General features: G+C 67.6%; 15 protein-coding genes and 1 pseudogene. 1 reads left to right on the top strand and 15 read right to left on the bottom strand.

The features are described from left to right. Nucleotides 1-24 precede the first annotated feature (24 nt). On the top strand, nt 25-1,164 hold the full coding sequence (locus AC1DKQ_RS12195; RefSeq protein ID WP_476884930.1) for a bifunctional 2-methylcitrate synthase/citrate synthase: 1,140 nt from the start codon (nt 25-27) through the stop codon (nt 1,162-1,164). 97 nt (nt 1,165-1,261) lie between these two features. On the opposite strand, the gene AC1DKQ_RS12190 is transcribed toward AC1DKQ_RS12195, so the two are convergent. The 15 genes and pseudogenes from AC1DKQ_RS12190 to AC1DKQ_RS12120 form a co-directional block, all read right to left on the bottom strand. After that, on the bottom strand, nt 1,262-2,149 hold the full coding sequence (locus tag AC1DKQ_RS12190) for a hypothetical protein (RefSeq protein WP_476919116.1): 888 nt from the start codon (nt 2,147-2,149) through the stop codon (nt 1,262-1,264). A gap of 159 nt (nt 2,150-2,308) precedes the next feature. After that, nucleotides 2,309-2,797 carry an 8-oxo-dGTP diphosphatase gene (locus AC1DKQ_RS12185; RefSeq protein WP_476884932.1) on the bottom strand — a complete coding sequence of 163 codons (489 nt, stop codon included), beginning with the start codon at nt 2,795-2,797 and terminating at the stop codon, nt 2,309-2,311. A gap of 35 nt (nt 2,798-2,832) precedes the next feature. Next, nucleotides 2,833-3,594, bottom strand: a complete 762-nt coding sequence (locus tag AC1DKQ_RS12180; protein WP_476884933.1) for a hypothetical protein — start codon at nt 3,592-3,594, stop codon at nt 2,833-2,835. A 2-nt stretch (nt 3,595-3,596) separates the two neighbouring features. Beyond that, nucleotides 3,597-4,100, bottom strand: coding sequence for an RNA polymerase sigma factor (locus AC1DKQ_RS12175; protein WP_476884934.1), 504 nt, complete (start codon nt 4,098-4,100; stop codon nt 3,597-3,599). A gap of 561 nt (nt 4,101-4,661) precedes the next feature. Beyond that, nucleotides 4,662-6,448 (bottom strand): annotated as a pseudogene (locus AC1DKQ_RS12170) (HNH endonuclease signature motif containing protein). Nucleotides 6,449-6,536: 88 nt separating this feature from the next. After that, the gene (locus tag AC1DKQ_RS12165; protein WP_476884935.1) at nt 6,537-6,878 is read right to left on the bottom strand and encodes a YciI family protein; all 342 of its coding nucleotides are present in this window, start codon (nt 6,876-6,878) and stop codon (nt 6,537-6,539) included. 188 nt (nt 6,879-7,066) lie between these two features. Beyond that, nucleotides 7,067-8,008, bottom strand: a complete 942-nt coding sequence (xerD, locus tag AC1DKQ_RS12160; protein ID WP_476884950.1) for a site-specific tyrosine recombinase XerD — start codon at nt 8,006-8,008, stop codon at nt 7,067-7,069. 158 nt (nt 8,009-8,166) lie between these two features. Continuing rightward, nucleotides 8,167-8,832 (bottom strand): NUDIX domain-containing protein, encoded by a 666-nt coding sequence (locus AC1DKQ_RS12155; RefSeq protein ID WP_476884936.1) that lies wholly within the window; start codon nt 8,830-8,832, stop codon nt 8,167-8,169. A gap of 27 nt (nt 8,833-8,859) precedes the next feature. Beyond that, the gene (locus AC1DKQ_RS12150) at nt 8,860-10,653 is read right to left on the bottom strand and encodes a CTP synthase (RefSeq protein WP_476884937.1); all 1,794 of its coding nucleotides are present in this window, start codon (nt 10,651-10,653) and stop codon (nt 8,860-8,862) included. A gap of 100 nt (nt 10,654-10,753) precedes the next feature. Continuing rightward, nucleotides 10,754-12,490, bottom strand: coding sequence for a DNA repair protein RecN (gene recN, locus AC1DKQ_RS12145; RefSeq protein ID WP_476884938.1), 1,737 nt, complete (start codon nt 12,488-12,490; stop codon nt 10,754-10,756). A gap of 3 nt (nt 12,491-12,493) precedes the next feature. Continuing rightward, nucleotides 12,494-13,531, bottom strand: a complete 1,038-nt coding sequence (locus AC1DKQ_RS12140; RefSeq protein ID WP_476884939.1) for an NAD kinase — start codon at nt 13,529-13,531, stop codon at nt 12,494-12,496. A gap of 22 nt (nt 13,532-13,553) precedes the next feature. Then, nucleotides 13,554-14,366: a TlyA family RNA methyltransferase gene (locus tag AC1DKQ_RS12135; protein WP_476884940.1), complete on the bottom strand. Its 813-nt coding sequence runs from the start codon at nt 14,364-14,366 to the stop codon at nt 13,554-13,556. Beyond that, nucleotides 14,363-14,734: a hypothetical protein gene (locus AC1DKQ_RS12130; RefSeq protein WP_476919115.1), complete on the bottom strand. Its 372-nt coding sequence runs from the start codon at nt 14,732-14,734 to the stop codon at nt 14,363-14,365. Before AC1DKQ_RS12130 ends, AC1DKQ_RS12135 begins: the two co-directional genes overlap by 4 nt. 9 nt (nt 14,735-14,743) lie before the next feature. Continuing rightward, nucleotides 14,744-15,733: an HAD-IIA family hydrolase gene (locus tag AC1DKQ_RS12125; protein ID WP_476884942.1), complete on the bottom strand. Its 990-nt coding sequence runs from the start codon at nt 15,731-15,733 to the stop codon at nt 14,744-14,746. A gap of 4 nt (nt 15,734-15,737) precedes the next feature. Next, nucleotides 15,738-17,783 carry a tetratricopeptide repeat protein gene (locus AC1DKQ_RS12120; protein WP_476884943.1) on the bottom strand — a complete coding sequence of 682 codons (2,046 nt, stop codon included), beginning with the start codon at nt 17,781-17,783 and terminating at the stop codon, nt 15,738-15,740. Nucleotides 17,784-18,336 lie beyond the last annotated feature (553 nt).

Raw genomic sequence — 18,336 nt, 5'->3', positions numbered from 1 at the left:
CGTCAGAGACAAAGGAGTTTCAGCATGGCTGAACAGGACATCAAAAAGGGCCTCGCCGGCGTCGTGGTTGACTACACCGCGGTCTCCAAGGTCAACCCGGAGACCAACTCGCTGCTGTATCGCGGGTACCCCGTGCAGGAACTGGCCGCCAAGTGCAGCTTCGAGGAGGTCGCCTACCTGCTCTGGAACGGCGAACTGCCCACTCCAGACCAGCTGGCCGAGTTCACCGCCCGGGAACGTGCGGGCCGCGCCCTGGACCCGGTGGTCAAACAGGTGATCGACGCGCTGCCCACCACCGCGCACCCCATGGATGTGTGCCGGACCGCCACGTCGGTCATGGGAGCCCGGCACCCCTTGGCCGAGGATTCCTCGCGCGAAGCCAACCTGGCCAAGGCCGTCGACCTGTTCGCCGCGATGCCCGCCGTCGTGGCTTACGACCAGCGCCGCCGTCATGGCCAGGATGTGGTGGAGCCTCGCGAGGATCTGGGCTACGACGCGAACTTCCTCTGGATGACCTTCGGTGAGGAGGCCGTCCCCGAGGTGGTTGACGCGTTCAACGTCTCCATGATTTTGTACGCCGAGCACTCTTTCAATGCCTCCACCTTCACGGCCCGGGTGATCACCTCCACGCTCTCGGACCTGCACTCGGCCGTGACCGGCGCCATCGGCGCCCTCAAGGGCTCGCTGCACGGCGGTGCGAACGAGGCCGTCATGCACACCTTTGACGAGATCGGCATCCGGACTGAGGAGTCATTGGAAGAGGCTCACGTCCGGGCCAAGGCCTGGATGGAAAACGCCCTGGCCCACAAGAAGAAGGTCATGGGCTTCGGCCACCGCGTCTACAAGCATGGCGACTCCCGGGTCCCCACCATGAAGTCGGCCCTGGACAAGATGATCGCGCACTACGGCCGGCCCGAGCTGCTGGGCCTCTACAACGGGCTCGAGACGGCGATGGACGAGGCGAAGGGCATCAAACCGAACCTCGACTATCCGACCGGACCCACCTACCACCTCATGGGCTTCGACACGGCGACGTTCACTCCCCTGTTCGTCGCCAGCCGCATCACCGGCTGGACGGCGCACATCATGGAGCAGCTGGATTCGAACTCCCTGATCCGACCGTTGAGCGAGTACAACGGCGTCGAGGAACGGCACCTGGCCTAAGAGGGCCCTCTGCGGCAGAAACGCCAGCAAGCAAAGGCGCGGGCCGGCCACCTTTGAAGGTGGACGGCCCGCGCCCTTTGCTGCCGTGCGTAGCCTGCTAGCCCTCGTTGATCTTCAGCGAGGTAATCATCCGCTTTGCATTCAGGTACTCCGGGGTCTTCATGTAGGCCCGGGCTGCGTCCAACGAAGGGAACGTCTTGGCTCCCTTGTGCGTGGGATTTTCCTCCGAGCCCCCCACATTGACCTGGAAAGCATCGGCGAAGGAGAACAGCGGCGACTCGGGCGGCCCGGTGACTACGTTATAGAACATGCAGGTGCTGCCGTTCTGGCCGGCCGGAGTATCGGTTAGTCCGTAGGACGCCGTGACGCGGTCCTTTTCCTGGAGTGTCCGGAAGGCAAACCTCGGCGTGACAGAGCCCTTGGCGGGCTGGTGCGGAAGATCCACTTCTGCCGAATCAAGCACCGTATAGGGAACGGCGCCCTGGCACGCGCCGCCGATCCCTCCGGACGGTCCGAAATGCAGGGATGCCACCACCACAGCGGCCTCGTTCGCCACGTCAACATCGACCCCACCGGAACCCCCGGAGACGTCGGTGACACGCCAGGCGGCCGGGTAGTCGAAACTGACCTTCGAATCGGCGCTGGTAAAGGTCAGCCAGGCCCCGGCGGACGGTGCCGGGGCAGCCGCAGCAGACGTTGGGGAGGACGACGGCGATACGGGCGCCGACGTCGCAGCGTCCGGCGACGGCGTCGCCGTGAGGGCAGTGGACGCTGTCGATGTGATCACTGCGGCCGTCGAGGCGGCCGCGGGAGTCCGGTCAACGGATCCCATGTTTCCGGCCACGGCAACTCCGCCAGCCACGGCCACCACGGCGAGGGCAACGACGGCGGCCGCCCACGGCCAGTGCCGGCGTGACGCGGCGTCCTTGGACGGCTCCTCGTCCCAGGGATCCCTACCCGGAAGGTCGTGATTGTTTGAGTCCATGCCTTGCCCCCAAAATTGCCCGTGTGCCGCTCGCAGGTGTGCGATGGAAGTGCGTGGATCGCCGCGGCGCGATGTTCGAACCTCAGGCTACCGGTCAGGCCGCGGCATTGCCCGCAACACGATTTCGAGTCGCGGAAACCGGCGGCGCGGGAGCCCTGTTCACCGCTGCGTGGAGGGATACCGGACTGACGCGACGGTCTCGTTGTCCTCGTTGAGGACCACGACGACGTCGATCGTTCCGCCTGCCAGCGCTGGGGGCAGCCAGTGCGCCGCATCCTGCCACATCCGCTCCAGCGGCAACGACCCGGAGTCGAACCACTCGGGCGTGATTTCCGGGCTCTCTGCAGGTTCGCCGTCCCACCGCCGCGTGGTGAAGAGCCGGCACGACATGTTCCACTCAGGCCTGGCGGGGAAGATGAACTCGACGAGGCCGGCGTGGGTCAAGTCCTCTTGGAGCACCACGATGCCGGCCTCTTCCCAAACTTCGCGGACCACGGCCTCGGCGTCGCTTTCTCCCGGCTCTACGTGGCCGCCGATGCCCACGATCTTGCCGATGCCGAAACCGGTCCTCTTCATGCCCAGCAGCACCTCGGTGCCGGTCTCCGCGTCACGGAGCGGGAAGCAAAGAGTGACAGGCGTGAGCTTCATGTGCTCCAGCCTATAGCTGCCGCTGGCTGCCGAGGCTATCCGGCTGCAGGACCATCGCCCACAAGCTGTGGCCGCAGTTCGACCGGAATCCCCTTGTCCGCGAATTCCTTGTCCATGGCCTGCTGCGGGGTGAGTCCCTGGTTGTTCGTGGCTTGGAACTCCCAGTTGTATACGCTGGACCACTCCTGCCGGACATCGCAGAGGAATCGGCCGTTCTGCAGTTTGGCGATCTTGAACCAGGCGTTGCCGCCATCGAGCTGGAGTGCCCGGATCCCGTCACCGGAAATGGAGTAGGCGATCCATCCGCCGGCGCAGCCCAGCACCGTGTAATAGTGCCGTTCAACGGCGGGTACTGCCTTGATAGCCCGAACTTGGTCATTGCGTTGCTGGTCGACGTTGGCCATGGTGCACGCGACGCCGCCGGTGCTCAAGGCTCCGGCTGCGGTACTCGCTTGAGTGGGAGTGGCGGCAGGAGCGGCAGTGGAGGGGCGTGGGGAATCGGGCGAGGGGCTGGCGGAGGCAGTCGGCGTTGGGATGCCCGTCTGGGCCGGTCCGGGCGCCGGTTGCGGCATCAGATGGCCGCCGACAACCACTGCGCCAACCACAGCTGCAGCGGCCAGCACAGTTGCGGCCGTAGCCCGCACGGCATTGCGACGTGCCGGAGTGCGCCCTGCCAAACGAACAAGGTCCGGATCCGTGGAAAAGGCAATCGATCGGGCAGAGTCGCCTTCCGGCGCCGCGTCTGGAGCTCCCACCCGAGGTTTTGCGTCCTTCATGAGCTGTTCGATGCGGTCCATGGCTAGTCCTTCCGTTCGGTCATGAGATATGAGGGCGCAGCTTTCGCGAACGCCCGGCGTGCCCGGTGCAGGCGGACCGCAGCGGCGGAAGAAGAACATCCCAGCATCTGCGCCAGTTCAGCGATGGTCAGCTCGTCCCAGTAGCTGAGCATGAGGACCTCGCGGTCCCGCTCCCTGAGCTGCACCAGCACATCTGCCACGGCCGCCCCTTCTCCACCGTTTGAGGCGGGGACTTGGGTGCGGGCCTCCTCTTTCAGCCTGTCAATAAGTTCCTGACGGCGTCGCCGGCCTTTGTACTCATTGCCGATCACGTTCCGGGCCGTAGCCAACAGCCAGCCAATGCCGGGCGGTTCCGACAGCTCCTTTTCCCAAGCAATTCTGAAGACGTCCGCAGCTAGTTCCTCGGCGCGGTGCCGGTCACTGATACGGCAGGCAATGTAGCGGTATACCCGCGCGGAGTGCTGGGTGTGCAGATCAATGAACGCTTGCTCTTTGGCAGCCAACATGGTGGTTCCCCCGGACATCGATGACTTCCCTTCTAGATGTCTAAGTGTCCAGTGAAAGGTATTTTCTTACACGGGTCAGCAAAAAAGTTCGCAGGAACGAGATTTCTGGCGCATGTTGTGAGGTCCACCACGCTCCGCGAGCCGCGCTCCCGAACGCACCGCTACTCTCGGCGAACTGCACGTATCCACTGGGCTGGATGCTTACTCTCATTTGCTTCCTGAGGAGTTCTTCTCACGTCGGTCGTCTGAGAATCATGTTCCAGACACCGCCCAATCCGTGCCGTGGAAAGACTTTCACTCACTCGCAATTGCGTGAGCCAACATCCGCCCGGACAGAGTTCTCCAACGAGGCGGACCTGGCGGCCGAAAGGTCGCAAGCAGAGCAGCTTGAAATGCGAGGGGACGCAATGGCTGAGGGCGTAAATCCAAGTCTCCGCCTCAGTGGCACTTCCCCTCAAGCCCGAAAGAACGCCAGCTCTCGCTACGAGTCACAATCCACACCAACAAAAAGTCTGGCGAAATTATCCGGCCGAACGGCCCCCTACTGGTCGATCAGGCTGGTTAGAGAAGGCAGTCTTCCAACGAGGGAATTCCCAAGGGCTCGGACCAGCGCGGATCACCTGTGTCCGCGGCGGAGAAATCGTCCCAGACCGTGAAGGCATGCCAGTCCGGAAAGGGGTCCGGCGGCAGTTCCAGTCCGGGATCCTCATCCGGAAGCGGCTCCAATTCGCCATGACGTCCCGGACCTGCGGTCAGGCCAAGGACCGCGGGCAGTCCATCGTCTGGGCTTTCGTCCGTGGCCGGGATGTCGTCCGGCCATTCGGGTGGTTCCCAGTCCTGGTGTTCGCTGGGGTAGTGCCGTCCGGACGGTGAGGTCCAGCCCGGCGGGTGGTCCTTGCTGGCCCCGGACGGTGTCCAGGCGGAGCCGTGTTTGAGGCGGTGGTGCTTTGGGCAGGGCTGGCCCAAGTTGGAGATGCCGGTGGTGCCGCCGTCGGCCCAGGCCAGCAGGTGGTCCGCCTCGTTGTCCAAAGAGTGGTTGCCGCAGCCGGGGAAGGGGCACCTGCCGTCGCGGAGCCGGAGCCAGTGCCGCTGGGCCCTCGTGAGACGGTAGCTGGTCCGGCCGATTTCCAGCGGGGCTCCGTCCCGGGGGTCGGTCAGGACCCGGTAGAAGGACCCGGCGCCGTCGGCGATCAGCCGGCGGGCCATGGACGGCGGGATCGGCCCGTACCCGTCCAGGGTCGCCGGTTCCTCGGTGACGCCCAGGAGCGAAAGGACCGGGACGGTGACCAGGACCTGCGCCCGCGGCGACGGAACACCCCCGACGAAACTCGCACCCAAGCCCGTTCCGCCTGCCGCCAGTCCGCCGCTGGCGCTTCCACAGCCGGCGCCGGCTGTGCCCCCGCCGGGGCTCCCGCCGCTGGCCGTTCCGCTGCCGCCACTGCCGCTGTCGGCGGTGCCGCCACTGCCGGGGCCGGTGCCATGGCTGGTGAGCAGCCAGGTGGCGGTGATGTCGGCGCGGAGCTGGCTGAGGGTCCGGGCCTCGTCCGGGCCTTGAAGGGCGCGGGCGGCGGCGGTGGTCCGTTCCCAGATCCCCGCGGCGGTGTCGGCCGGGAGGTGGGCGGAGAGCCAGGCCATGCCGTCCCGGTCCGGGAGGTAGTCGACCCGCCGGTCCTCGGCGCTCTTGGTGTGGCGTTCTTCGATGCTGACCGGGTGGTGGCGTTCGCGCCAGGCGCGGGCCTTGGCCCGGAACCGGGACGGCACGAGGTCCCCGGCCTCGCAGCCGCGGGCCGGGTTGGGTGCTTCGGGGTCCAGGAAGTGCGCTTCGAGGCCGGCCGCTCCGGCGGGATCCAATTCGCTGGTTTCGTCGATGATGATCCGGGCGTGCTGCCAGGAGATCGTCCCGGCCTGCAGGGCGGCCAGGGTCAGCGGCAGCGCCGTGGTCAGTGCCCGGGAATCGGACAGGAGGGCGCCGGCGGTTCGTTCGCTCACGGTCAGCACACAGGCGAGCTCGGCGACCAGCGCCATTCCCTGGGCGGTGCGGTCCTGCGGGGACGGCGCCGGCGGCGCCAGGGCCACGGTCGCCCGCGCGTAGTCGGCGGCCAGCCGCACCTTCAGCGCCGCGGTCCGGGCCTCCATCCGGCCACCTCGGCGAGCCCGTCCAGGCACCCGTCCGCCCGGCTCCGCAACGGATCCGCATTACACAGCGGATCGGCGCCGGGCGCATCGGACCTGCCAACGCCGGCGCGTGTCAGCGCAGCAAGCTCGGCAGCGGACGCGGCGACGGCCTCCAGGGCCGCCCTGCTCTCCGCGCTCCAGGTTTCCGCGCTCCATGCTGCGCTGCTTTCCATACCCCAATCAAATCAGGAGCCACCGACATTTTTGCCGAAACCAGCCGCGGTGCAGTCGCACGATCGACTCTGGCCGAGGTTGCCCTCGTCAGCTGGCCGGGTCGTATTGGAACTGCCGGAGCTCTTGCGAGCAGCGGCAGGCGGCGGCAATCTTCGCGGCCCACTCAAGTGCCGCCTCCCGCGAGGGCAGCTCGAGAACGGTGTAGCCGCCGTTGGGCACCTTGTGGCCTGGGTACGTGCCCTCGGTGACAGTGCCGTCACCGGCCACGAGCACCGGGTCCACGTCCTCATCGATCCCGCCGCCGAAGACGTACACGCCCGCCGCCTTGGCCTCGTCGATGACGGCATGCGAGGCTTCGACCACCGCCTCGAAGTCCTCCTCAGGGAAATCCATGGCCTCACCGGGAAACGAGATCAGGTACTTCGTCATTCGAGGACTCCTCTGCTCCGGCGGCTGCTCCTGCGGCGCCATCCGTCGGCTCTTCTCTGCGGCCCCGCTCTGGTGCCCGGCTCGATTATGGCTCAGGCGCCCGGCATATGGTCAAGGTAGAGCCTCGCGACCCGTCGAAGCCGGCGACGTCACTCTTTGTGAGGAGGAAGTCTCTGGGCAGCAGCGGCTTAGCCCAGGGCGCGCGGGTGCGCGGCGGCGTAGATCTCCCGCAGCGTATCGGCCGTCACCTGGGTGTAGACCTGCGTGGTGGTTACCGAGGCGTGCCCCAGCAGTTCCTGGACCACCCGGACATCGGCACCGCCCTCAAGCAGGTGGGTGGCGAAGGAGTGCCGCAGGGTGTGCGGGGAAACGTCTTTGGTGATGTTGGCCTTGTCCGCCGCCGCCTTCAAAATGGTCCAGGCGCTTTGACGGCTGATCCTGCCGCCGCGGGCGTTGAGGAACAGGGCAGGGGTGCCCTTGCCCTTGGCTGCCAGCAGGGGCCGGCCGCGCACGAGGTAGGCGTCGAGGGCGCGGGCCCCGTAGGAGCCGAGCGGGACGAGGCGTTCCTTGGAGCCCTTGCCGAACAGCCTGACGATCGCCGGCCCATCGGCTTCGCCGGCCTGCTCGGGCGTGTGCAGGGAGATGTCGTCGACGTCCAGGCCCACGGCTTCGCTGATGCGGGCACCGGTGGAATAGAGGAACTCAAGCAGCGCGCGGTCGCGCAGGCCGGTTGCTGTGTCCGTGCCGGCCGCCTCGAGGATCCGGGTGACCTCGTCCACGCTGATGGCCTTGGGCAGCCGCTTGCCGGGCATGGGCGGGTGGACGTCGCTGGCTGGGTCGGTGGGCGTGACGCCTTCGAGGGCCCAGAACTTGTGGAGTCCGCGCACGGCCACCACCGTCCGTGCCGCCGAGCGGATGCCCAGGGCGGAGCCGCCGTCAGACCCGTCGGAGAGGGCCTGGACGAAGCCGGTGACGTCGTGCCGGGTGATCTCGGTGGGACGTTCCCGGCCCGCGTGGGCAAGGTGCCGGGCGTAGCGGGCCAGGTCCCGCCGGTAGGCCGAGAGGGTGTTGGCCGCAAGTCCGCGTTCCACGCCCATGTGCTGCAAATAGTCAGTTATTGCGCGGTCTATCGCTGTGAGCCGCCGGGCGGGCGGCGGTTCGGGAGTGGCTGCCTCCGGTTGCGCAGGGTCCGGAAGTTCAGCAGAGTCCGGAAGTTCAGCAGGATCCGGAAGTTGCGCAGAGGCCGAAAGTTGTGCCGGGGCCGGAGGCTCGGCAGTCAGCGCATCGGTCATTGGCGCTGGCTGGGATGGGCAGGCCAAGGCGCGTCGGCCGGGCGGAGGCTTTCGAAGTTGTCGCCGCGGGCGGCGGCAGCGGCCAGCACGCCGACGACGGCGGACGGGTTGTGCAGGCGTCCGTCAAGGACCGCCCGCACGGCCTCGTCCAGCGGGGTCCAGTGCAGTTCGATTTCGGCTTCCTCATCGGTGCGCACGTGCCGCTCATGTCCGGGCACCTCGCTCAGGCCGCGGGCCAGGTAGATGCGGATGGCCTCGCTGGAGGATCCCGGGGAGTTGAAGAAGTCCGCCAGCACGTTCCAACGGTCCGCCACGAGATCCGCTTCCTCCGCCAGTTCGCGGGCGGCGCCAATGACGAAGTCCTCCCCCTCGACGTCCAGCAGCCCGGCGGGGATCTCCCAGAGGTCCATGCCGACGGGGTGCCGGTACTGCCGGAGCAGCAGCACGTCGCCGGCGTCGTTCATCGGAAGAATGGCCACCGCACCGGGGTGGTCAATGTAGTCCCGGACCAGGGTGTCGCCGTCGTCGCTGAGCTGGAAACTGTCGCTGACGACGTCCCAGATCCTGCCTTCGTAAACCTTCCGGGAAGACAAAAGACGGCGCGGGCTCGGCTCATCCGAAACCTGCCGTGCAGCATTGGGGGTCTCAGACATACCGGGCATCGCGCCGTCCTTTGATTCAGTTGGAAATTACTTGGACACTGCTGCCGACGAGGGCTTCGGCGCAGCAGCCGGAGCATCGGCCTTGGCGCTGGCGCTGATACTTGCAGAGGGCGCGGCGTCGGCGGCCCGCTGGTGCCCCAGGGCAGCCTCGATCAGGCCCGCGAACAGCGGGTGAGGGCGCGTGGGCCGCGAGCTGAGCTCGGGGTGCGCCTGCGTGGCTACGTAGTACGGGTGGACTTCGCGGGGAAGTTCCACGAACTCGACCAGCTTGCCATCGGGCGACGTTCCAGAGAACGACAGGCCCTTGGCGGCAATCTGATCGCGGTACTTGTTGTTGACTTCGTAGCGGTGGCGGTGCCGTTCGCTGACCTTTGTGGCGCCGTAGGTCTCGGCGACGACGGAGCCTTCGTCAAGCTTGGCTTCGTACAGGCCCAGGCGCATGGTGCCGCCGAGGTCGCCCTTGCCGTCGACGATGTCCAACTGCTCCTCCATCGTGGCGATGACGGGGTACTTGGAGTCCGGCTCGAATTCGGACGAGGACGCTCCCTCGAGGCCGACCACGTTGCGGGCGTACTCGATCACCATGCACTGCAGGCCCAGGCAAAGGCCCAGGACCGGGAGCTTGGTTTCGCGGGCGTACTTCAGGGCGCCGAGTTTGCCTTCGAGGCCGCGGATGCCGAAGCCGCCCGGAACGCAGATGGCGTCGACGCCCGCCAGGGACTGCACAGCGCCCTCGCGGGTTTCGCATTCGTCAGAGGGGACCCAGCGGATCTTGACCTTGGTGTCGTTGGCGAAGCCGCCGGCACGCAGGGCTTCGGTGACGGACAAGTAAGCGTCCGGCAGATCGATGTACTTGCCCACCAGCGCGATCTCAACTTCGTGCTTCGGGTTGTGGACGGCGTCGAGCAGCTTGTCCCAGCTGGTCCAGTCCACATCCTTGAACGGCAGGTCCAGGGCGCGTACGATGTACGAGTCCAAGCCCTGGGAGTGCAGGGTCTTCGGGATGTCGTAGATGCTCGGTGCGTCCGGGCAGCCGATCACGGCGTCGATGTCGACGTCGCACATGCGGCCGATCTTGTCGCGCATCGGCTGCGGAACTTCGCGGTCCGACCGGATCACGATTGCCTCCGGCTGGATGCCGATGGAGCGCAGCGCGGCGACGGAGTGCTGCGTCGGTTTGGTCTTCAGCTCCTGCGACGGGCCGATGTACGGCACGAGGGATACGTGGAGGAAGAAGACGTTCCCGCGGCCGATGTCCTGGCGGACCTGGCGGGCGGATTCAAGGAACGGCTGGGACTCGATGTCGCCCACCGTGCCGCCGATTTCGGTGATGATCACGTCCGGGGCGTTCTTACCCTCGGCGGGAAGCCGCATGCGCCGCTTGATCTCATCGGTGATGTGCGGGATGACCTGGACGGTGTCGCCAAGGTATTCGCCGCGGCGTTCCTTGGCGATGACGGTCGAGTAGACCTGGCCGGTTGTGACGTTGGCCGATCCTTCGAGGTTTTCATCGAGGAAGCGCTCATAGTGGCCGATGTCCAGGTCCGTTTCGGCGCCGTCGTCAGTGACGAAGACTTCGCCGTGCTGGAAGGGGTTCATCGTGCCCGGATCCACGTTCAGATAAGGATCGAGCTTTTGCATTGTTACAGACAGACCGCGTGCCCGCAGGAGGTGGCCGAGGCTCGAAGCCGTCAGTCCCTTACCGAGCGAGGACGCTACACCACCGGTGACGAAGATGTGTTTGGTCGTCTTGGACGAGCCCGGAAACCGGGAATTTACACGAGAGTTTGATCGCTGCACCACGGGGTTTGAGCTTATCATCAATTCGGCCTTCCACGGGCTCCTTGGCGGGATCCCGATGTGATTGTTGTCCTAGTAGCGGTCCCTGCGGGAATCCTTGCGGACGTCCCTGCCGGGCCGCTCAGATTTGTGGCAGCAGTTTGGCGTCGTCCAGCAGCTCCTGTGCGTGCGCCTGGGCTGATTCCGAGTCCTCCTGGCCCGCCAGCATGCGGGCCAGCTCGCGGACGCGCTCTGACTCGTCCAGCAGCTGCACGTCGCTGGAGGTGAAGCCCGTGGCGGTAGCGCCGTCGGCGCCCCGCACGGAGGTCTTGGTGACCCTGATGTGCTGGTTCGCGAACGCGGCCACCTGCGGGAGGTGGGTCACCACGAGGACCTGAACGTGCTGGGCCAGCATCGCCAGCCGGCGCCCGATCTCGACGGCGGCCCGGCCGCCCACGCCGGCGTCGACCTCGTCGAAGACGAACGTCGGGACGGGATCGACGGCGGCCAGCACCACCTCGATGGCGAGCATGACTCTGGAGAGTTCACCGCCCGACGCGCCCTTGCCCAGCGGCCGGGCCGGCGCGCCGGAGTGCGGCTGCAGCAGGAAGGAGACCTCATCGGCCCCGAACGGCCCCAGCTGGGCTGCGGACTCCACGTTGATGACCAGGGTGGCGTCGGCCATGGCCAGTGCGGTCAGCTCGGCACTGACCCGTGCGGAGAGGTCCTTGGCGGCCTTCGTGCGCGCCTTGCTGATCGCGGCGGCCTTCTTCCGGAGCTCGGCTTCGGCCCGGGCCACCTCGGCGTCCAGCGATTCGATCCGGGTGGAGTCGTCCTGCAGTTCCTCGTGCCGGGCCCGGGCGGCCTCGGCCCAGACCAGCACCTCGTCGATGCTCGGCGCGTACTTGCGGACCAGCTTGGCCAGAGAAGCCCGGCGGTCCTCGATCTCGGCGAGCCGCTCCGGCCCCTCCGTGTCCAGGGCGGCCTGGTAGCTGGCGAGCTCCGCGGCGATGTCGTTGAGCAGGAAGCCGACCTCGGCCAGGCGCGCCGCGGCTGAGCCCAGCTCCTCGTCGTGTTCGGCCACATGCTCCAAGGTGCGCTTGGCGGCGTCCACCAGGGTGGTGGCGTCGGCTTCTTCGCCGAAGTCCTCGGCGATGAGCGCCTGGTGGGCTGCACTGGCCGCGATGCGCAGTTCCTCGACGTTGGCCAGTTTCACGGCCTCGGCCTTGAGGGAATCGTCCTCCCCCGGCTGCGGGTCCACGGCGTCGATCTCGGCCAGCGCAGCCTGCAGCGACTCGGCCTCGCGGAGGCGTTCACGGGCGGCACTGCGCAAGGCGTCCAGCTCGCCCTGGCTGGCATGCCAGTGGGCATAGAGGGCCTGATAGGCGGCCAGCGTGCCCGCAAAACTCTCGCCGGCGAATTTGTCCAAGGCGCCGCGCTGCGCCACCGGGCTCTTGAGCCGGATCTGGTCCGACTGCCCGTGCACCACCACGAGAGTTTCGCCGATTTCGGCCAGCACCCCGACCGGCGCGGCGCGTCCGCCCAGGTACGCACGGCTGCGGCCGTCGGCGCCGACGCTGCGGGCAAGCAGCAGTTCCACACCGCCGTCGAACTCCTCAACCTCCGCCCCGGCCTCGCGGGACCGCACGACGGCGGCGTGCCCGGCGTCGAGCTTCAGCACGGCTTCCGCGGAGGCGCTCTTCGCCCCGCTACGGACTGCGCCGGCGTCGGATCTGGCACCGAGGAGCAGGCCGACGGCGGTGACCACCATGGTCTTGCCGGCACCGGTTTCACCGGTCACCACGCTGAGGCCCGGGCCCAGCGGCAGGGTGGCGTCGGTGATGACGCCGAGGTCGCGGATACGCAGTTCTTCAAGCATGGTTCACTTCTCGGTTGAGGGATCAGTCGAGGGATCGGGGGCGTCACCGGGTTCCGAGTGGCGCGGCGAGGGCAGCGGCGGCATGGGGCGGGGCGTGCGGATGATCGGGATGGGTCCGGTGTGGATCGCCTCGGCCTGCGGCATGGGGCCGCGCCAGCCCTGGATCGGGAGCTCGAACTTGCGCACCAGCCTGCCGGAGAAGGGGGTCTGACGCAGTCTGGCCAGCCGCACGGGCGTCGCGGAGCGAGTCACTTCAACGCGCGCGCCGGGCGGCAGATCCACCGAGCGGCGGCCGTCGCACCAGAGGACGCCCTGGGCGTCGGTCCGATTCAGGATCTCGACCGCGAGCCTGGACCGGGGCGAGACCACGAGCGGCTTCGCGAAGAGGGCATGGGCACTGATCGGCACGATCAGGAGGGCCTCAACCTCGGGCCACACCACAGGACCGCCGGCGGAAAACGCGTAGGCCGTGGAGCCGGTGGGCGTGGCCAGGACCACGCCGTCGCAACCGAAGGAGGTCAGGGGGCGTTCGTCGACTTCCGTGACCACCTCCAGCATCCGTTCCCGGTTGCCTTTCTCGATCGCGGCCTCGTTAAGGGCCCAGGTGTGCCAGATCTTCTGTCCGCGGACCCAGACCTGGACGTCGATCGTCATGCGCTCTTCCACCGTGTAGTCGCGGCTGGCGATCCACTCGACGGTTTGGGCGAGGTCGGCCCGCTCGCTCTCGGCCAGGAACCCCACGTGGCCGAGGTTGACCCCGAGCAGTGGCACGTCGACTTCGCGGACCAGCTCGGCAGCGCGGAGGATGGTGCCGTCCCCGCCCAGCACCATGACGAGTTCCACCTCTGGCAGCTTCACGTGGTCGTGGAGGACCTCGACGGGGTGGTCGAGCCGGCCGAAGAAGCGGACCATGTCCCCGAGCTCGTTCTCCTGCAGCACAGGGACCAGCCCGGATTCGTGCAACAGGGCACACGCTTCCCAGGCAGCCTTGAGGGATTCCTCGCGCCCTGTGTGGGCAAGGATGAGGACACGCCTGCTCATCGGGTTCCGCCTTCTGGTGGTACTAGTGGTTCGGCCAGATTGTTCCGAGCAACGCAGCAACGGCTGCGTCCCGCTCCTCGATCTTAGGCGGGACTTCCGACATCGCGCGTTTTATCCACAGGAAGTATTCGACATTGCCGTCCTGGCCCGGCAACGGACTCTGGGCGAGCCCTTTCAATTCGAGCCCCGCGTCCGCGGCGGCAGCTGCCACCTTGCCCACGGCCATCCGGCGTTCCCGTTCCGAGGTAACCACCCCGGTCCGGCCCAGGCGGTCCTTGCCGATCTCGAATTGTGGCTTGACCATGAGGACGAGGTCGCCGCCGGGCTCGGTACAGGCCCTGAGCGGCGCCACCACAAGGGTCAGCGAGATGAAGGACAGGTCCGCCACCGTCAACGCGGCCAGCCCGCCGATTTCCGCGGGCGTCATGTACCGGACGTTGAGTCCTTCGTGCACGGCAACGCGGGCGTCGTTCCGGATTTCCGGCACCAGTTGGCCGTGCCCAACGTCCACAGCCACCACGTGGGCGGCTCCGCGCCGTAGCAGGACGTCCGTGAACCCCCCGGTGGAGGCACCGGTGTCGAGACACCGTTTGCCCGCGACGTCGACGGCGGGAAAGGCATCCAGCGCGCCGGCCAGCTTGTGCCCGGCACGGCTGACGTAGCCGTCCTCGGCGGAGGCCGTGACGTCCAGCGGGGCGTCATCCGGGATTTGCAGTGATGCCTTGGCGAGGACCTCGCCGCCGGAGCTGACCTTGCCCTCGGAAATCAGCCGGGCGGCATGCGTCCGGGACCTCGCCAGCCCCCGGCCGACGAGCGCTTGGTCCAGCCGGCTCACGATCCCCCGTCCCCCGCCGCATGGATCCGGCGCGCCACGCCGGCGTGGCCGGCCACGTCCTCGTTCAGGGCCTCCAGCAGTGCGTCGTGCATGCCTGCATAAACTTCTCCGTGCTCGGACACGGGCGTTTGCCGCAGAGCCGCCAGACGGTCCAGCACAACGCTGACGGCCTGGTCCTGGACGTTTGCGCGCTGTCCTTGCGTCTGCTGTTCTTGTGCCGCGGGCCCGGACGGTTCTGCCGAGAGCTGCCGCGACGCCAGGTCAGGCCAGGTGACGTCGGCCGCAAGGTCCGGCGCCTCCGCCTCAGCTGGCAGCTGGTTTAGGGCCTGGTTCAGCGCAGAGTCTGGTTGCTGGTTTAGCTCGGTCATGTCTCCAGCCTAGTGATCGAGCCACTCGAGGACCGGAGCCAAGGCGCTGGTCGTCTCAGGGTTCGCGGCCCACCAGGCCGAACAGGCGGCACGCCATGAATCGAGGTCGGCGGGGTCGCCGCTGATGTGGACGGACTGCCCCCGTACGATCGCCGAGGCCGCGCCGCTGCTGAACCGGCCGGCGTCGTGCTCCACGGCAGGGTACGGCGCGTAGAGGCCGGTCAGGTCATTGATGAGGAAATCGGGGCGTTCCATCGACTTTGCGGCGAGGATCGATTCCCTGGTGTCCACTCCGGTCAGCACGGCCACCGTGGCGAAGCCGGCGTTGTTGCCGCCCAGGATGTCGGTGTCCAGCCGGTCACCGACCACCAGCGGCCGGTCCGAGGCCAGCCGCTTGGCGGCGGTGTGGAACAGCGGCGCCTCAGGTTTGCCCGCCACGAGCGGGCTCTTGCCCGTCGCGGCCGCCACGGCGGCCACGAGCGTCCCGTTGCCGGGGGCAATGCCACGCGCCTGGGGAATGGACCAGTCCATGTTGGTCGCCACCCAGAGCGCCCCGCCGGCGACGACGTACGACGCCTCCGCGAGGTCCTTCCACCCAATGTCCGGGCTAAAGCCCTGCACGACGGCGACCGGGTCATCCTCCGCGCCGCGGACGGGGACCAGGCCAACAAGCTCAATTTCCTGGGCCAGCGCGGCGCTGCCCGTGATCAGCACGTGTGCCCCGGCCGGCAGCAGCGAGGCCAGCAGCGCTGCCGCCGCCTGCGAGGAACTCACCACCTGATGGTCCTCGGCGGGGGCGCCGAGATCGCGCAGATGCTGCGCTACCTGCGCCGGAGAACGGGATGCATTGTTGGTGACGTAGCCCAGCCCGACGCCGACACCGGCCAGCCGGCGCAGCGACTCGACGGCGCCGGGGATGGCATGGGCGCCGGCATAGACGACGCCGTCGAGGTCGGAGAGCAGGGCATCAAAGGTGGAAATCAGGGCGGTATCCGTCATTCGGCTAGTCCTCCACACGTTCACGCTGGGCAGTCTCTGAGTCGTCAAGGAGTTCCTGCTCCGCTTCAGCCGTCGGCTCCCCCTCGGATTCAGCGTCCGCTTCGGAGTCAGCTTCTCCATCGGCGTCATCGAGCACGTCGGCCTCCACCGAATCCTGGTCGGACTCGGCGTCGTCGGACTCGAAGTAGTCAGCCTCGGCGTCGTCGGCGCTGTTGTCGATGGCATTGTCGTCGATCGCGTCATCGTCGGTCGCGTTCAGGCCAGCTGCTGTGCCGGCGGCTTCTGCCGCGGCGGCAGCACTGGCGGCACGCGGGGAGCGCTCTTCAGTTCCGGCGTGCATGTCGGCATTCTCCTGCGCACGGAGGCGGCGCTGCCGATCCTCCTCGCGGGCCTCTTCTTCCTCGTCCCAGCCGAGATCGATGATGTCGGGTTCCTCGTCCTCCCCGAGGCCCAGCGCGTTCTCGGCCACGATGGCCTGGCGTTGCCACTTGCCGGCTTCGGCGCCGCGGCCGGCTCCCGTCAGAGCGTCAGCGTAGGCGCGGAACAACCGAGGGCTGTAGGAGAAGGCGCGGTTGATGTCCAACTGCGGGATTTCCAGCTCGGAAACCGCGGCGTCGAGCTGCCCCAGGTCGGTGCGGGCACCGGCGGCCACGATGGCCAGCTCCACCTTGCCGGGGGCGTCGAGATCCTTGGCTTCGTCGGACCGGGCCATGTCCAGGGCACGGTCCGGGCGGCCCAGGCCCCGCTCGCAGTCGGCCATGACCGGCAGGTGCATGTTGGAGCCGCTGATCCGGCGGTAGGTGCGGAATTCCCGGAGGGCTTCACCATAGTGGCCGGCTGCATAGGCCGTCAGGCCAACAGCCTCGCGGACGGATGCAAGGCGTCCGCCGCGGCGGCTGGCCGCCAGGGCGTGCTGGAAGGCAAGCTCCGGCTCTTCGTCCAGAAGCCGTCCTGCCATGACGAGGTGGCGGGCCACCCATTCGGCGCTGGTGCCTTCGAGAGTCTTGATCTGGTGCTGGGTGGCGCGGTCAAGTTCCTTGCCCGTGACGTCCTCGTCGATCTGCGGTGAGCGCTCCCGGTCCGGACGGTTGGCGCTGCGGAGATCGCGTGCATTGGGCACCCGCACCGGACGGTCTTCCGGGCGGTCCTGCCCGTACTGGCGGGGGCCTGAGTCGCCACGGTCAAAGCTCCGTGCCGGACGGTCCTCGCGGTTGCCGAACGGCTTGCGGTTCTCGCCACCGCTGTACGGCTTGCGGTCACGGTCGCCACCGAAGCTGCGCTGCCCCCCGCCTTCACGCGGAGCGCGGTCACCATAGGGCTTACGGTCACCGTAGGACGGGCGGCTGTCGCCACCGCTGTACGGCTTGCGATCGCCACCGCCGAAGCTGCGCTGGCCGCCACCTTCACGAGGGGCACGATCACCATACGGCTTACGCTCGCCGCCAGCCCCGCCACCGCTGTACGGCTTGCGGTCACCATAGGACGGGCGGCTGTCGCCACCGAAGCTGCGCTGGCCACCGCCTTCACGGGGGGCACGATCACCATACGGCTTACGCTCGCCACCGGCGCCGCCACTGCTATACGGCTTGCGATCGCCGCCACCGAAACTACGCTGATCCCCGCCCTCACGGGGAGCGCGGTCACCATACGGCTTACGCTCACCGCCGGCGCTGTAGGGCTTGCGGTCACCATAGGACGGGCGGCTATCGCCACCGAAGCTGCGCTGGCCGCCACCTTCACGCGGGGCACGGTCACCATACGGCTTACGCTCACCGCCGGAGCCACCGCCGCTGTACGGCTTACGCTCACCCCCGGCGCCACCGCCGCTGTACGGCTTACGCTCACCCCCGCTGTACGGCTTACGCTCGCCGCCGCCCTCACGCGGAGCACGATCCCCATACGGCTTGCGGTCACGGTCTTCCCTGGAACGGAACCCACGGGGATCGCCGCCCGAGTTGCTCGTGCCGCGGAAAGGGGCTCCACCGGAACTGCGTCCGCCAGAGTTGTCGGGGGCCTTGCCGCCGCGGTTGCCATCATTGTGCTCAGCCATGCTGGGATTCCTCCTGTTGAGAGCTGACCACTGGCGCAATCGCAGCCGCTCTGTTCCGTGTTTCGTTTCCTACGCAACCCGAAATCAAGCGCTTCGAAGTCCGTACATCTCCCCCAATTCTAGGCGAGCAACCGGCCACCGGCTAACGGCATCACCTCAATAGGGCCTGCGGTGGGAAGTGTCACAACCTCCTGCACCGCCTCTGTCCGCAGTGGGCTGCTGACGAGGCGTGTCTGGTGACTGAGGTCCAGTCTGGGGCTTAAATGCGCAAGGACCCCCGAAGTGGTTGGGGGTCCTCGACCGTCAATGGTGTTCGTCTGGTGACCTGCAGTGAGGCGCCCCTGCGGCGAGGCTCCCCCGCGTATGGGGGCGACGGCGGCGCCCGGTTCGTCGGCGGTTCTTGTCCAACTGGCTGGCAGCAGGGGCCGTTCTGGGCCTCCAAAACGGCCCCTGCTGCGGGTCAGTTGTGAAGTGCCGTTAAATGCGGGAGGACCCCCAACGTGGTTGGGGGTCCTCGACCGTTAATGGTGTTCCGGCGGTGACCTACTCTCCC

The organism is Arthrobacter sp. 05L421 (genome assembly GCF_056397785.1).
This window is presented reverse-complemented; position numbering and strand designations above follow the sequence as displayed.

Excerpts from the sequence above, each read along its gene's own strand:
- AC1DKQ_RS12195 (WP_476884930.1), top strand. The coding sequence starts at position 25 with ATGGCTGAACAGGACATCAAAAAGGGCCTCGCCGGCGTCGTGGTTGAC.
- AC1DKQ_RS12190 (WP_476919116.1), bottom strand. The coding sequence starts at position 2,149 with ATGGACTCAAACAATCACGACCTTCCGGGTAGGGATCCCTGGGACGAG.
- AC1DKQ_RS12185 (WP_476884932.1), bottom strand. The coding sequence starts at position 2,797 with ATGAAGCTCACGCCTGTCACTCTTTGCTTCCCGCTCCGTGACGCGGAG.
- AC1DKQ_RS12180 (WP_476884933.1), bottom strand. The coding sequence starts at position 3,594 with ATGGACCGCATCGAACAGCTCATGAAGGACGCAAAACCTCGGGTGGGA.
- AC1DKQ_RS12175 (WP_476884934.1), bottom strand. The coding sequence starts at position 4,100 with ATGTTGGCTGCCAAAGAGCAAGCGTTCATTGATCTGCACACCCAGCAC.
- AC1DKQ_RS12165 (WP_476884935.1), bottom strand. The coding sequence starts at position 6,878 with ATGACGAAGTACCTGATCTCGTTTCCCGGTGAGGCCATGGATTTCCCT.
- AC1DKQ_RS12155 (WP_476884936.1), bottom strand. The coding sequence starts at position 8,832 with ATGCCCGGTATGTCTGAGACCCCCAATGCTGCACGGCAGGTTTCGGAT.
- AC1DKQ_RS12150 (WP_476884937.1), bottom strand. The coding sequence starts at position 10,653 with ATGATAAGCTCAAACCCCGTGGTGCAGCGATCAAACTCTCGTGTAAAT.
- recN (WP_476884938.1), bottom strand. The coding sequence starts at position 12,490 with ATGCTTGAAGAACTGCGTATCCGCGACCTCGGCGTCATCACCGACGCC.
- AC1DKQ_RS12140 (WP_476884939.1), bottom strand. The coding sequence starts at position 13,531 with ATGAGCAGGCGTGTCCTCATCCTTGCCCACACAGGGCGCGAGGAATCC.
- AC1DKQ_RS12130 (WP_476919115.1), bottom strand. The coding sequence starts at position 14,734 with ATGACCGAGCTAAACCAGCAACCAGACTCTGCGCTGAACCAGGCCCTA.
- AC1DKQ_RS12125 (WP_476884942.1), bottom strand. The coding sequence starts at position 15,733 with ATGACGGATACCGCCCTGATTTCCACCTTTGATGCCCTGCTCTCCGAC.
- AC1DKQ_RS12120 (WP_476884943.1), bottom strand. The coding sequence starts at position 17,783 with ATGGCTGAGCACAATGATGGCAACCGCGGCGGCAAGGCCCCCGACAAC.